We start from the raw sequence: 13,138 nt of genomic DNA on the forward strand, positions 1-13,138 counted from the left end.
CAAGATAGTTCGCATGTGAAGTATCTTGACAGGCCGGGTCCGGCCCGGCAATCTGGTTTCATATACAAAATGATGGTTCATATAATGAACCATGTGAAAGCGACTTTCAACCGCTGACTGGAGGAGATCGGCCGTGACGGTGATCGACCACCTGCTCGACCGCGAGCAGGACCGTTTCAAGCGGGAGCACCCGCGTTCCTTCGCCGATTGGCAGGAGGGTCAGCGCCATTTCCTCTATGGCGGGCCGTCGCACTGGATGCGCCGTTGGGCCGGCGGCTTTCCCATTTACGTCGATGAGGCGAGCGGTGCCCATATCCGCGACATCGACGGTCGAGACTATGTCGATTTCTGCCTCGGCGATACCGGCGGCATGTGCGGCCACGCGCCGGAAGCGGTAACGAATGCCGCCATGCGCCAGCTTCGCCGCGGCGTCACCACGATGCTGCCGACGGAGGACAGCCTTTGGGTTGGTGAAGAACTCACCCGCCGCTTCGGCCTGCCGTACTGGACGCTGACCACCTCGGCCACCGACGCGAACCGGGGCGCCATCCGCATCGCCCGCATGATCACCGGGCGGCCGAAGGTGCTGGTGTTTTCCGGCTGCTACCATGGCGGTGTCGAGGAGGCGCATGTCGAACTCCGTGACGGCCGCGTCGGCATGCGCAACATGATCCACCCGAACGGCGTGGATCATTCCGCCGTCTCGAAGGTGGTGGAGTTCAACGACGTGGAGGCGCTGGAACGCGCGCTTTCGGACGAGGACGTCGCCTGCGTGCTGACCGAACCGTTGATGACGAATTTCGGCATGATCCCGGTCGCCGAGGGCTTTCTGGCAGCCTTGCGCGACATCACCCGGCGCACCGGCACGGTGCTGATCATCGATGAAACGCATACGATTTCCAGCGGCCCCGGCGGGTATGCGCGCCTCAACGGCCTGGAGCCGGACATGCTGGTGGCTGGCAAGGCGATTGCCGGCGGCATACCGGCGGGCATCTTCGGCGTCTCGCAGGAGATCGCCGCGCGGCTCTGGGCGATCGTGCCGAAGGTCGATCCGCGCGTGCGCCAGTCCGCCCATCTCGGCATCGGAGGCACGCTGGCCGGCAATGCGCTCACCATCGCCACCATGCGCGCGGTGCTGGAGGAGGTGCTGACGCCGGAGAATTTCGAGCGGATGATCGCCAATGCCTCGCGGCTGGCGGACGGCGCCCGCGCCATCATCGCGGAAAACCGTCTGCCCTGGCACGTCACGCAGATTGGCGCGCGGGCGGAGATCATGTTCATGCCCGAGCCGCCACATAACGGCGCAGACGTCATTGCCGCCCGGCGCGGTGACCTAGAGACGCTGCTGCACGCCTTCTATATGAACGAGGGCATTCTGGTGACGCCCTTCCACACGATGTTCCTGATGTGCCCTGCGACGACCGCCGAGGATGCCGATCGCCACACCGCGGTGTTCGGCCGCTTCGTGTCGCTTTTGCGCGAAGCGGGAGTGGTTTGATCATGGCGCGCCCCTTCGATCTCTCGGGCAGGGTTGCGCTCGTCACCGGCGGCGGGCGCGGCATCGGTGCGGCGACCGTCACGCGGCTCGCCGAAGCAGGCGCCAAGGTCGTCATCGCCAACCGCACGCTTGAGGCAGGGCAGGTGCTTGCGACCGATCTCCTGGCACACGGGCTTGCGGCTAGCGCCGTGCCGCTCGGAGATCTCGGCCGGAGCGGTGTTGCCCGACTAATCACCGAGACGGCGGAGGAGGCTGGCCGCCTTGATATCGTCGTGCACAATGCCGGCGGCTGCCCATGGGCCAATATCGCCGATCTTGACGAAGACAAACTGGAAGAGGCACTGTCGCTCAACCTGAAGGCCTGCTTCTGGTTGGCGCAGGCGGCGGCACCCGTCATGCGCGCCAACGGTTTCGGCCGCATCCTCGTCACCTCGTCCGTTTCGGCGCGAATGGCCATGGCCGGGGGCGCGCATTATTCGGCGGCGAAGGCCGGGGTGAATGCCTTTATCCGTGGGGCGGCCTTCGAGCTGGCGCGCGACGGCATCACCGTCAACGGTGTCGAGCCCGGCTTCATAGAGAAGCCGGGACGCGGCACGATGAGCGAGCCCGAGACGATGAGGAAGGCAAGCCGCTTCATCCCGATGGGCCGCTATGGCGAGGCCGACGACATTGCCTGCGCCATGCTCTACCTCGCCTCCGAACAGGCGAAATACACGACCGGCCAGACGATCGTCGTCGACGGCGGCTCCAGCCTGCCGGAAACCGGCTTTGCCGTTGAACGGCATTGGGGGCTCGAATGAGCGGCCTACTGCAAGGCCGCAAGGCGCTCGTGACAGGGGCCGCGACCGGCATGGGCCGCGCCACCGCCGAGCGGTTTTCCCGTGAGGGCGCCGACGTCCTGCTGTTCGGTCTCGGCGGTGCCGCGCTCGATGCCGCGGCCGCGGCCTGCGGCGGAGTGGCGGTGCATGGCGACATTACTGATGCCGGGGATATTGCAGCGGCGATCGCAACTTGCGGCGGCCGGCTCGACATTCTCGTCAACGCCGCCGGCATCCTCATTCCCGATGAGCCGGAAAGCCTCACTGACGATGTGTGGCAAAAGACCTTCGCCATCAATGTGACGGGCGCGATGATGACTTGTCGGGCGGCACTGCCACTCTTGAAACGTCAGGGCGGTGCGATCGTCAACATCGCCTCCGTCGGTGCCTTCAACGCCAGCGGCCAGAACGCCGCTTACTCGGCGAGCAAGGCCGCGCTGGTTTCCTACACGCGCAGCCTCGCCTATGCGCATGGGCCGGACGGCATTCGCGCCAACGCGGTTGCGCCCGGCTGGGTGCGCACGCCGATGAGCGAAGAGGAAATGCGGGAGGCGGCACGGTTGAACAGCACGACGGTGGAGGCGGAATTTGCCGCGCTGACCGGCCGCATTGCGCTGAGGCGGGTTGCCGAGCCGGCGGAAATTGCCGCCTGCTGCCTGTTCCTCGCCTCGGACGAGGCCTCCTTCGTCACCGGCGCCGTGCTGGTGGCGGACGGTGGTGGGCGGGCGCCGGTGCAGAACAGGGCGGTGTGAAGCCGGTCGGCTTCGCGGGCAGAAGCTCTGCGGCGGAGGCTTCGCCGCAGAACCCGGCAGCTCAAAGGCTAGCCCTGTGCCGGCCGATGCGGTTTAAGCGGCGGCTTCTTCTTCTTTTTCTTCGGCGTCGTCCTGCTCGTCGTCTTCGCCTTCGGCTTCACCTGCTTCCCAGGTCAGCTGGAATTCGATTTCGGCGCGGCCGTCTTCGATCTCGAAGGCGATCGAAGCAGTGGCGTGCTCGGGGACGAGGACTTCTTCTTCGTCGATCTGGATCGAGAAACGCTCGTTCGATTCCAGCGTGTCTGCCAGCCGGCGGAGTTCAGCAACGAACTCCATCAGCGAATAATCCTTCTCGATTTCACGGTTGGCTTCCATGTCTCTCTCTCCTGTTTAAGAGTTGGCCTCTTCATAGAAACGTGGAATTGTAATGCCGTGATGACCGTATAATATTAAGTCTGTGACAGTGAAATCTTGGGTTTTATTTTAGAGGAGTAGTATTTCTGGTATGGATCAGCTTGGATCGTCCCGATGCACATCATGCACGGTCATGCCGACGGATTCCGGCGGCTTTTCCAGCCAGCGGCGATGTTTCAGGGTTTTGCGCGTGTCCTGGTAACCGGAATCCCAGTGTTCGCGCATCGATGTGCCGGAGAATTCGTAGTCCTTGGCATCGCTCTCATAGATCTTCTGCTGGTAGATCAGGTGCACGATGTTGATCTGCGGCACGTCCTCCATGGCGGTGAGGAATTCCCGGTCCGCATCCGTCAGCGCGTCCGGCGGTACGCGCAGCAGCGCCTGGTGCAGCTTCAGGCGCAGATTGTGGATGCGCCGGAACGTGTCGGTGTTGTTGCGGGTGCGGCTGGAATACATGATGTCCTTGTGCCTGGCGAGCACATCCGCCATGTCGCGGGGCAGGATGCCGCGCGCGCTGAACAGGTCGACCTGAAAGACCAGCGTGTCGCGCACGTCCTCCTGTTCGAGCAGGTATTGCAGCGGCGTGTTGGAGACGATGCCGCCGTCCCAGTAATACTCGTTTTCGATGAGGACCGCGGGGAAGGCGGGCGGAAGCGCGCCCGAGGCCATGACGTGCTCGGCCCCGAGCACTTCGATATGGCTGTCGAAATAGCGGTAGTTGCCGGTCTGCACATTGACCGCGCCGACGCTGAGCCGCTGGCGACGGTCGTTCAGCACATCCCAGTTGATCAGGCGGTCGAGCGTCGACTTGAGTTCTGCGGTGTCGTAGAAACTGGTGGCGGTGGAGGCGCCGGGCGGCTGGAACCAGGGATTGATGCGGTGCGGCGCGAAGAAGCCGGGCAGGCCGGATGTCATCGTCATCATGGCGCTCGCTTGGTTGCGCAGCTTGCGGAAGACGTCACCTTCCGGGGTGAAATGCCAGACCTTACGGGCGGAGATCGTCTCCCAGAAGTCGCGCAGCCGGTCGAGCCGGTTGCCCTTGGTGTTGCCGGCGATGATCGCGGCATTCACGGCGCCGATCGAGACACCGGAGAGCCAATTCGCCTCGATGCCGGCTTCGTCGAGCGCCTGGAACACGCCAGCCTGGTACGCACCGAGCGCGCCGCCGCCCTGGAAGACGAGGCCGACCGCCGGATAGCCGCCGACGATGTCGGCGATGTCCGGCGTTTCGGATTTGCGCTTGGGCTGCAACCTGACCTGTTCGTCCATGATCCTGTCCTTCACTCCGGTTCGCCCATGTAATCATGCACCACTTCGCCAAGTCCCAGCGTGAGGTCGGCGACAAAATGCACGGCCGAGACAATCTCCAGCACCGGCAGGCGGGCGACATCGGCAATGACGTGGCGGAAGAGTTGCAGGTCGGCTGGTCCGGTCCAAGCACCTTTCACGGTGATGTCTTCGAGATGATAGCGCACCAGCTCGCAAATGCGTGGGCTCGCGTCGACATGCGGGATGATCTTGACGAGGAAATTCGGCTTGGCAAGCGAATGGGCGATCTCGCCGGCATCCACCGAGCGGTGCTTGTAGCCCATGGACGCGCTGGCGCAGAGTACCGAGCCGTAATGCAGCGTGCCGACGATCACTTCGCCCTCATGTACGAGCTTCGGAAAGGCGAGTTTCTTCGGAAAGCCCCAGATCTCGCGTCCGCCGGCAATCGGCGCGTCGTCGTCGAGATACATGGCGTGCACATAGACGCCTTCTTCGCCCTCGAAGCGGACAGGGATCACCTGTCCGGATTCGGTATAGTCGCCGAAGCCGGTCGAGTCCGGCATCTTGATGAACTCGTATTTGACGATCGGATCGACGATTTCTAGCGGCTCCGGCACGACGGCGCGCAGCGCTTCCGGGTCCGTGCGGTAGCTGATGATGACATATTCCCGGTCGATAAAGCGGTAAGGTCCCGGCGGATAGGCGGGGTTGGTCAGCGGCATGGCATAGGCGTTGCGAACGTCTTCGGCTTTCATCTTTTCCGTTCCTGATCGTGAGAAATCCGGCTTGCCGGTCGTATCAATGCGCCGTCCAGCCGCCATCGAGGGAGAGGATCGCGCCGGTCATCGAGGCCGCCTCGGCGCTCGTCAGGAACAGCGCGAGGCCCGCAACCTGCTCGACCGTCACGAACTCCTTCGTCGGCTGCGCTTCGAGCAGCACGTCATGGATGACCTCTTCCTTGGTGAGGCCGCGCGCCGCCATCGTATCGGGGATCTGCTTTTCGACGAGCGGCGTCCAGACGTAGCCGGGGCAGATGGCGTTGACGGTGACGCCGTTGGTGGCGGCTTCGAGCGCCACGGTCTTGGTGAGGCCGGCAATGCCGTGTTTGGCCGCGACATAAGCGGATTTGTAGGGCGAGGCGACGAGCGCGTGGGCGGAGGCGATGTTGATGATGCGGCCGTAGCCGCGCTCTTTCATCGCCGGAAGCGCTGCCTTGATCGAGTGGAAGGCGGCGATCAGGTTGATCTGGATGATCGCCTGCCATTTCTCGTCCGGAAAGTCCTCGATGGGGGCGACGTGCTGGATGCCCGCATTGTTGACGAGGATGTCGCAGCTACCGAAGGTTTCCAGCGCCAGCGCAACCATTTCGGCGATTTCGGCGCCGGAAAGCATGTTGGCCGGGGAATAGACGCAGCGTACGCGGAAATCCGCTTCGATCGCCGCGCGTTCCGTCTCGATGGCGCCCGCATCGCCGAGCCCGTTGATGACGACATTGGCGCCGGCAGCGGCAAAGCGGCGGGCGATGGCGAGGCCAATGCCGCTCGTGGAGCCGGTGACGATGGCGGTTCGGGTATCGAGGGCTTTCGGCTGTGTCGCGTCGTTCATCGGGTTCTCCATCGTCGCGTGGGAGCAGGTCCGCTCTTGCTGCGTGGTTTTGGATCACATCGACATTTCACTGAGATGACAGCGGGTTTTTCGGCAATTGTGACGGAGATTTCCCAATGCCGCCAATATTGTCATCCGCGCGTCAAGCAAGGTTACTAGTAAAGAAATGTCGAATACGCCGACGATAATTTGACGTCTTGATCTTTAGCGCGTTTCCGCGCCCGGCAGTCTGCAAGGACCTGCCGGGGTAGCAACGCTTTGTCTTGGTAGCGCGTATTCATGAGGGGCGATTCATGATGAATTTTCTCAGGCCTCCCGCCTGTAATGCCTGGTGCAGGATCGGGTTTCTACTCGGCGCCTTCACGCTTTTTTCCGCAAACGCCCAAGCCGAACCGATCCGCGGCGCCGGCTCCACCTTTGCAGCACCGATCATCCATCTCTGGTCGCGCGACTATGAGGCACTCCGTACGGACGGCGGCGAATTCACCTCGCCGGACTGGCGTGTCGATTACGAGCCGGTCGGTTCGCTTGCGGGCGTCATGCGCCTCGACCAGCCGGAAACGGACTTTGCCGCAACCGATGCACCTTTGACGGCGGAGGAACTGGAGAAGCGGGGGCTCGCGCAGTTCCCGGTCGTCATGGGCGGCATCGTCGTCGTCGCAAACCTTGACAATGTCGGGGCAGGGGAACTGCGCCTCACCGGTCCGGTCATCGCCGATATCTATCTCGGCAAGGTCACCAAATGGTCCGATCCGGCCATCAAGGCGATCAATCCCGATCTTGCGCTTCCCGACGCGACGATCGAGGTGCTGCGCCGCGAGGACGGTTCCGGCTCGACCTTCACCTTCACGAGCTTCCTGTCCAAGGTCAGCCCGGAATGGAAGGAAAAGGTCGGCGCCGACACGCTCGTCAAATGGCCGATGGGTCGTGGCGAGAAAGGCACCGGCGGTCTGGCAAGCCTGACCACGGCGACGAAGAACAGCATCTCCTATCTCGAATATGGCCAGGTCGTCCGGCTCGGTCTTCCTTTCGCGACCCTCCAGAACCAGTCCGGCGCCTTCATCCGCCCGGCACCGGAAGCCTTCGAGGCGGGTCTTGCGACGGTCGCCTGGGATGGCGCGAAAGGCTTTTCGGCCGACACGACCAATCTCGCAGGTGAAAAAGCCTATCCGATGGCGGTGGTGACCTATGCGGTCGTGCCGAAGGATCGCGGCGAGGGGCGCATCAACCGGGTGCTCGATCTCTTCCGCGTCGCCTTCAGCCGCGGTGCGGACGAGGCGAGCGCGCTCGGCTACATCCCCGTGCCGTCAGCGCTGGCCGGCCAGATCGAAGCGTACTGGACCGCGAACCTGGGCGCCGTGAACAACTAGGCCCCGGCACGCCGTATTTGCTCCAATAGAAACGAGTATTCCCATGGAAATAGATATCTTCAAGGACGTTCTGGTGCCGGTCATCGGCGGGTTGGGCATCTTCATGCTCGGCCTGGAATTCATGGCCAACGGCATTCAGGCCCTCTCCGTCAATAAAATGCGCGAATTCCTCGCCAAAGTGGCCGGCACCCCGGTCAAGGGCGTGCTCGCCGGCACCTTCATCACCGGCGTCATCCAGTCGTCGACCGCAATGACCGTCATGGTCGTCGGCCTCGTCAATGCCGGTGTGGTGGGGTTGAGACCCGCCATCAGCGTCATCATGGGCGCCAATATCGGCACGACGCTCGGCAACGGCCTCATCGCGCTGCCGCTCGGCCCGCTCGGCCTCATCCTCGGCGGCATCTTCGCGCTGATCTATTGCTTCGCGAAGAACGAGAAGGTGCGCAACATCGCGCTCGCCTGCATGGGCTTCGCGCTGATCTTCTACGGCCTCAACCTGATGACCGGCGGCCTGCGTCCGCTGCGCAACCTGCCCGAGGTCATGGAACTCCTGCAGACGCTGAAGGCCGACTCCTACTTCAACCTCATCAAGTGCGTGCTGATCGCCGCCGGCGTGACCGCGATGATCCACTCGTCGTCTGCGACGATCGGTATCGTCATGGGCCTTGGTGCTGCCGGTATCCTCGACTGGACGACCGCCGTTGCCTTCTCGCTCGGCGCCGACCTCGGCACCACGATCACCTCGTGGATGGCTTCGCTCAACCTCTCCAAGAACGCCAAGCGGGCTGCCTACGCCCACATTTCCTTCAACATCATTGGCGTCTGCATCACCGTTCCCCTGTTCTTCGTCTCCATCGGCATCCTGGAATGGGCCATGCAGTGGTTCGGCGGCGACCCGGCCGTGCCGGTGCTGGTCGACGGCAAGGAAACCTTCCCGCTCGTGCCTGTCGCCGTCGGCCTCTACTCGACCTTCTTCAACGTCTTCAACACGCTTCTCCTCTTCCCCTTCATCGGCGTGTTCGAGCGCGTGCTGTCACGCGTCGGCCGCACCGACGAGGAGGATATCGAGGATTATTCGACCCCGCGCTTCCTCGATCGCAAGCTCGCCAACGACTTCGCCCAGGCCGTGCCGGCGATCCAGAAGGAAACCGCGCGTCACCTCCAGGCCGGTGCGATGTTCCTCAATATCGCCCGCGGCGACAAGAAGGCGCCGTCCGATCCGGGCGAGCACTATCTCGCGACCGATATCCTCAGCCGCGACATCCGCCTTTACACGTCGAACCTGATGAAAGAAGACCTGCCTTACGACCAGCTCGACCTCATCGCGAGCCTGATCGAGGAGGCCGACTTCACCGCCGCGCTGACGGAATCGATGCACCAAGTCGCCCGTCGCGTCAGACGTGAAAAGTTCGGCGCCGAAGCCCAGCCGATCGTCGATGCCGCACTCAACAAGCTCGACGCGACGCTGCGCAGCATCATGCCGGATTACGGCCTGGCCGATCCGCAGATGCCGGCAGGCCATGTCAACCATCCGGCCGTCGAGGAGCTGCGCGCGCGCACCCTTTCGCTCGGTCCGAATGCGGGTGCCGCCGAACGCGGCACGATCCTCGCTTTGCTCGGTTCCATCGAGCGTGCGGAAATCCTGATCCAGCGCATCGACGCCGAACGCAAGTCGGTCAACCGGCAGAGCGTGCTGGCGCGAGCGTCCGTTCGCAAGGAAACCCGCGACCAGTCGATGGGCTCGGGCGGCTTCAGCCCGGTTCCCGCCGAGTGATTTATGAGGAGGCGCCGCGGCTTTGGGTCGCGGCGCCTCTTGTCTTGCATGGCTTCCGGGTTGATCTTGTCCACGGGTGCGGTAGCTCTTGCGTCGGCCGGTTTAGTCTGGAGAACGGCATTTGGGACAGGAAATCGAACTGAAGCTCGATCTTGTGTCGGACGCGGCGGATGATTTTCTGGCATCCGGGCTTCTGCCTGGCGAACCGTTGGTAATCGAGCGGCGCGCCGTCTATTTCGATACGCCGGGCGAGGATCTGCGCGCCGCCGGCTTTTCCCTGCGCATTCGCAACGACGCCGAAGGGCGCGTGCAGATCGTCAAGGCGGTCGGCGCCAGTGCCGCCAGCCTGTTTGCCCGCCCGAAATGGGAGCAGAAGGTTGAGGGTGACGACCCCGTGCTCGACGACACGACGCCGATCCGCACCTTCCTCGGCCGGCGCATCGACGCGCTGGAGCCGGCCTTCGAGGTCGCCGTCGAACGGCGCCGCTGGTCGGTGGAGTGGGAGGATGCCCGCATCGAGGTGGCGCTGGATCGCGGTGATATCATTGCCGGCGACCGCCGCACGCCGATCAGCGAAATCGAGCTGGAACTGGTGGAGGGCACCCCCGCCGCGCTGTTTTCCTTCGCCCGCAAGCTCGATGCCGTCGCCCCTGTCCGGCTTGGCGTGCTCAGCAAGGCGGAGCGCGGTTACCGATTGCTCGCCCCCGCGGCGCGTGCCGTCAAGTCCCAGCCCATCGCACTCACCATCGATATGACCGTTCCCGGCATCTTCCGGGTCATTGCGGATGCGTGCCTGCGCCAGTTCCGCTTGAACGAAATGCTGCTCGATATCCGCGGCGAGGAGGCCGTGCATCAGGCGCGTATCGCGCTGCGCCGGCTGCGCTCCGCGCTTTCGGTGTTCAAGGCGGTGCTGGAGGACGAGGCTTTTGCGCATCTGAAGGAAGAGCTGAAATGGCTCGCCGGCCTTCTCGGCGAGGTGCGGGACATCGACGTGCTGATTGCCCGCTGCAAGGACGACACGCTCGGAGAAAGACTGACGCAGGCCCGCCAACGCGCCTTCGACGAGGCGACCGCAGCGCTCGCCTCCGTGCGTGCGCGAAAACTGATGCTGGATTTCTCCTACTGGCTTGCCTGCGGCGATTGGCTCAGCCTTGCCCACACGCGTGAAATCCGCGAGCGGCCGGTCGGCGATTTTGCGGCAGGCGCGCTCGATCGGCTGCGCCGTAAGGTCAAGAAGGGTGGCCGCGATCTGGTCGATCTCGACGACGAGGACCGCCATGAGGTGCGCAAGGACGCCAAGAAATTACGCTATGCCACAGAGTTTTTCGCCTCGCTATTCGACCGCAAGCGCCAGAAGCGCCGCCATGGCCGCTTCCTTGCTGCGCTGGAAGGGCTTCAGGACCAGCTCGGCACGCTGAACGACGCGGCCGCGATGCCGGAGGTGCTGGCACGGCTCGGCTTCGATGGCGATGCGGCGACGGCTTTTCCCTCCAATGCCATCGAGAACAAGCAGGCCGTGATCAAGGCGGCGGCGGATGCGCATGACGCGCTCATCGACACCAAGCGTTTCTGGCGCTAAAGCCGCAGTCTTTCTGCCCGCAAGGAGCCCCCATGACCGTCGTTGCCTCCTATCTCTACCGCGACGGACGGCGCTTGCAGGAAGTCCCGCTCGAAACCGTTGCGATACCGACCGAGAAGACCGATTTCATCTGGATCGGCCTGCACGAGCCGACGGTCGAGGAACTCTCCGTGCTGAAGGAACGGTTCGGCCTGCACGAGCTCTCGGTCAGCGACGCGCTGAATCCGTTGCAGACGCCGAAGCTCAGCGCCTATGACGACCAGATCTTCGTGCTGACCCAGACCGCGAAGCTCGATAGCGACCGCATCACCTATGGCCGCACGGCGATCTTCGTCGGTGACCGCTACATCATTACCGTGCGCCACGGCTCGGAGCGCGGGCATGGCGAGTTGCGCGGCCGGCTGGAGACCTCGCCGCACACGCTGCGCCACGGCACCGACTACATCCTCCATGCCATCATCGATTTCGTCGTCGACGGCTATCTGCCGATCGTGCGCACGATCGAGGATTCCGTGCTCGACATGGAACGCAAGATGCTGGATTCCTTCCTCGACCGCGCCCAGATCAAGCGCATCTTCCGGCTGCGCCGCGAGGTCATCCTGTTCCAGCGCGTGCTGGACGCCATGCTGGATCTCTGCGGCAAGCTCGTTCATCTTGATCTGCCGTGCCTGGATGTCGAGGCGAAACCCTATTTCCGCGATGCGCTGCAACACATGCACCGCGTCGAGCAGATGGTGGGCGGCCTGCGCGACGTCATCACGTCGGTCTTCGAGGCGAGCAACCTCTTGGAACAGCAGCGCCAGGGCGTGATCACCCGCCAGCTCGCCTCCTGGGCCGCAATCCTCGCCGTGCCGACGGCGATCGCGGGTCTCTACGGCATGAATTTCGACAATATGCCGGAGCTGAAGACCGAATACGGCTATTTCGTCGTGCTCGGGGTCATCACTGTCTTCTGCGTGGGGCTCTACTGGCGGTTCAAGCGCGCCAAGTGGCTGTAAGAGTGTCACACAGGTGTCAAGCGAGGGGGGTAGGGAGCGATGACTTTCCCGGAAGGATGCTCCCATGAAAAATCTCGTTTCCGCCGTCGCCCTCCTCGCAGCTGGCTTTGCCGCCCTCCCGGCCTCTGCCGCAAACCTCGTGCTCTATACCAGCCAGCCGAACGAGGACGCGCAGGCGACCGTCGACGGCTTCATGGCCGCCAATCCCGACATCAAGGTGGATTGGGTGCGCGACGGCACGCCGAAGATCATGGCCAAGCTCCAGGCCGAAATCGCGGCCGGCAACCCGGTTGCCGACGTGCTGCTGATCGCCGACACCGTCACGCTCGAGCGCCTCAAGCAGGACGGCAAGCTGCTCGCCTACAAGTCGCCGGAAGCCGCGAACTACGACGCGGCCCTCTACGACAAGGACGGCCACTACTATTCGACCAAGCTGATCACCACCGGCATCGTCTACAACACGTCGGCCGGCCTCAAGCCCGCCAGCTGGCAGGACCTCGTGAAGCCGGAAGCCAAGGGCCTCGTCACAATGCCGAGCCCGTTGACCTCGGGTGCCGCCCTCATCCACGCCCAGACGCTGACGGCCGTCGACGGCCTCGGCTGGGACTACTACAAGGCGCTCGCCGAAAACGGCACGACGGCGGCCGGCGGCAATGGCGCGATCCTCAAGGCCGTCGCCTCGGGCGAAAAGGCTTATGGCATGGTCGTCGACTACATGCCGATCCGTGAGAAGGCGAAGGGCGCGCCGGTCGAGTTCGTCTTCCCGAGCGAAGGCGTTTCCGCCGTCACCGAGCCGGTCGGCATCCTCGCTTCGTCGAAGAATGTCGAGGCCGCCCAGAAGTTCGTCGACTACGTTCTGTCGGTCGAGGGCCAGGAAGGTTTCGTCAAGCTCGGCTATATCCCGGCCCGCAACGGCGTTGCCATGCCGGAAGGTTTTCCGGCGCGCGACACCATCCGCGTGCTGCCGCTCGATGCCGCCACGGCGCTGAAGAACACCGATGCCGATCTGAAGACCTTCTCCGGTTATTTCGGCTCCAATTAAGGCTCGACGCGGCCTTAAC

General features: G+C 63.7%; 12 protein-coding genes. 8 read left to right on the top strand and 4 right to left on the bottom strand.

Annotated elements, in window-relative coordinates; all coding sequences use genetic code 11:
• Nucleotides 1–133 precede the first annotated feature (133 nt).
• From AC1RWL_RS05815 to AC1RWL_RS05825, 3 genes are read left to right on the top strand one after another with little or no spacing between them, the layout of a single operon-like run.
• Nucleotides 134–1,498: a transaminase gene (locus tag AC1RWL_RS05815; protein ID WP_493092833.1), complete on the top strand. Its 1,365-nt coding sequence runs from the start codon at nucleotides 134–136 to the stop codon at nucleotides 1,496–1,498.
• A 2-nt stretch (nucleotides 1,499–1,500) separates the two neighbouring features.
• On the top strand, nucleotides 1,501–2,298 hold the full coding sequence (locus AC1RWL_RS05820) for an SDR family NAD(P)-dependent oxidoreductase (RefSeq protein WP_493092832.1): 798 nt from the start codon (nucleotides 1,501–1,503) through the stop codon (nucleotides 2,296–2,298).
• Nucleotides 2,295–3,068, top strand: a complete 774-nt coding sequence (locus AC1RWL_RS05825) for an SDR family NAD(P)-dependent oxidoreductase (protein WP_493092831.1) — start codon at nucleotides 2,295–2,297, stop codon at nucleotides 3,066–3,068. Before AC1RWL_RS05820 ends, AC1RWL_RS05825 begins: the two co-directional genes overlap by 4 nt.
• A 93-nt stretch (nucleotides 3,069–3,161) precedes the next feature.
• Here AC1RWL_RS05825 and AC1RWL_RS05830 read toward each other — a convergent pair whose 3' ends face one another.
• From AC1RWL_RS05830 to AC1RWL_RS05845, 4 genes are all read right to left on the bottom strand, one after another.
• Nucleotides 3,162–3,443 (bottom strand): amphi-Trp domain-containing protein, encoded by a 282-nt coding sequence (locus AC1RWL_RS05830; protein ID WP_435264994.1) that lies wholly within the window; start codon nucleotides 3,441–3,443, stop codon nucleotides 3,162–3,164.
• A gap of 135 nt (nucleotides 3,444–3,578) precedes the next feature.
• Nucleotides 3,579–4,751 carry a patatin-like phospholipase family protein gene (locus tag AC1RWL_RS05835; protein ID WP_493092830.1) on the bottom strand — a complete coding sequence of 391 codons (1,173 nt, stop codon included), beginning with the start codon at nucleotides 4,749–4,751 and terminating at the stop codon, nucleotides 3,579–3,581.
• Between the two features lie 11 nt (nucleotides 4,752–4,762).
• A complete protein-coding gene (locus AC1RWL_RS05840) occupies nucleotides 4,763–5,506 on the bottom strand; it encodes an acetoacetate decarboxylase (RefSeq protein WP_256114460.1) in 744 nt (247 codons plus the stop codon).
• A 43-nt stretch (nucleotides 5,507–5,549) separates the two neighbouring features.
• Complete coding sequence (locus AC1RWL_RS05845) at nucleotides 5,550–6,356, bottom strand: 3-hydroxybutyrate dehydrogenase (RefSeq protein ID WP_493092829.1); 807 nt, start codon at nucleotides 6,354–6,356, stop codon at nucleotides 5,550–5,552.
• A gap of 293 nt (nucleotides 6,357–6,649) precedes the next feature.
• On the opposite strand from AC1RWL_RS05845, the gene pstS reads away from it, so the two are divergent.
• From pstS to AC1RWL_RS05870, 5 genes are all read left to right on the top strand, one after another.
• On the top strand, nucleotides 6,650–7,726 hold the full coding sequence (gene pstS, locus AC1RWL_RS05850) for a phosphate ABC transporter substrate-binding protein PstS (protein WP_493092828.1): 1,077 nt from the start codon (nucleotides 6,650–6,652) through the stop codon (nucleotides 7,724–7,726).
• 43 nt (nucleotides 7,727–7,769) lie between these two features.
• Nucleotides 7,770–9,500 (top strand): Na/Pi cotransporter family protein, encoded by a 1,731-nt coding sequence (locus AC1RWL_RS05855; RefSeq protein WP_493092827.1) that lies wholly within the window; start codon nucleotides 7,770–7,772, stop codon nucleotides 9,498–9,500.
• Nucleotides 9,501–9,621: 121 nt separating this feature from the next.
• Nucleotides 9,622–11,079 carry a CYTH and CHAD domain-containing protein gene (locus AC1RWL_RS05860; protein ID WP_493092826.1) on the top strand — a complete coding sequence of 486 codons (1,458 nt, stop codon included), beginning with the start codon at nucleotides 9,622–9,624 and terminating at the stop codon, nucleotides 11,077–11,079.
• Nucleotides 11,080–11,111: 32 nt separating this feature from the next.
• On the top strand, nucleotides 11,112–12,077 hold the full coding sequence (locus AC1RWL_RS05865; protein WP_256114451.1) for a magnesium and cobalt transport protein CorA: 966 nt from the start codon (nucleotides 11,112–11,114) through the stop codon (nucleotides 12,075–12,077).
• Between the two features lie 64 nt (nucleotides 12,078–12,141).
• Nucleotides 12,142–13,119: an ABC transporter substrate-binding protein gene (locus AC1RWL_RS05870; RefSeq protein ID WP_493092825.1), complete on the top strand. Its 978-nt coding sequence runs from the start codon at nucleotides 12,142–12,144 to the stop codon at nucleotides 13,117–13,119.
• Nucleotides 13,120–13,138 lie beyond the last annotated feature (19 nt).

Source organism: Shinella sp. GW821-FHT10F02 (genome assembly GCF_058809275.1).

What these genes read in the sequence shown, in the direction of transcription:
- AC1RWL_RS05820 (WP_493092832.1), top strand. Translation starts at nt 1,501, where the DNA reads ATGGCGCGCCCCTTCGATCTCTCGGGCAGGGTTGCGCTCGTCACCGGC.
- AC1RWL_RS05825 (WP_493092831.1), top strand. Translation starts at nt 2,295, where the DNA reads ATGAGCGGCCTACTGCAAGGCCGCAAGGCGCTCGTGACAGGGGCCGCG.
- AC1RWL_RS05830 (WP_435264994.1), bottom strand. Translation starts at nt 3,443, where the DNA reads ATGGAAGCCAACCGTGAAATCGAGAAGGATTATTCGCTGATGGAGTTC.
- AC1RWL_RS05835 (WP_493092830.1), bottom strand. Translation starts at nt 4,751, where the DNA reads ATGGACGAACAGGTCAGGTTGCAGCCCAAGCGCAAATCCGAAACGCCG.
- AC1RWL_RS05840 (WP_256114460.1), bottom strand. Translation starts at nt 5,506, where the DNA reads ATGAAAGCCGAAGACGTTCGCAACGCCTATGCCATGCCGCTGACCAAC.
- AC1RWL_RS05845 (WP_493092829.1), bottom strand. Translation starts at nt 6,356, where the DNA reads ATGAACGACGCGACACAGCCGAAAGCCCTCGATACCCGAACCGCCATC.
- pstS (WP_493092828.1), top strand. Translation starts at nt 6,650, where the DNA reads ATGATGAATTTTCTCAGGCCTCCCGCCTGTAATGCCTGGTGCAGGATC.
- AC1RWL_RS05855 (WP_493092827.1), top strand. Translation starts at nt 7,770, where the DNA reads ATGGAAATAGATATCTTCAAGGACGTTCTGGTGCCGGTCATCGGCGGG.
- AC1RWL_RS05865 (WP_256114451.1), top strand. Translation starts at nt 11,112, where the DNA reads ATGACCGTCGTTGCCTCCTATCTCTACCGCGACGGACGGCGCTTGCAG.
- AC1RWL_RS05870 (WP_493092825.1), top strand. Translation starts at nt 12,142, where the DNA reads ATGAAAAATCTCGTTTCCGCCGTCGCCCTCCTCGCAGCTGGCTTTGCC.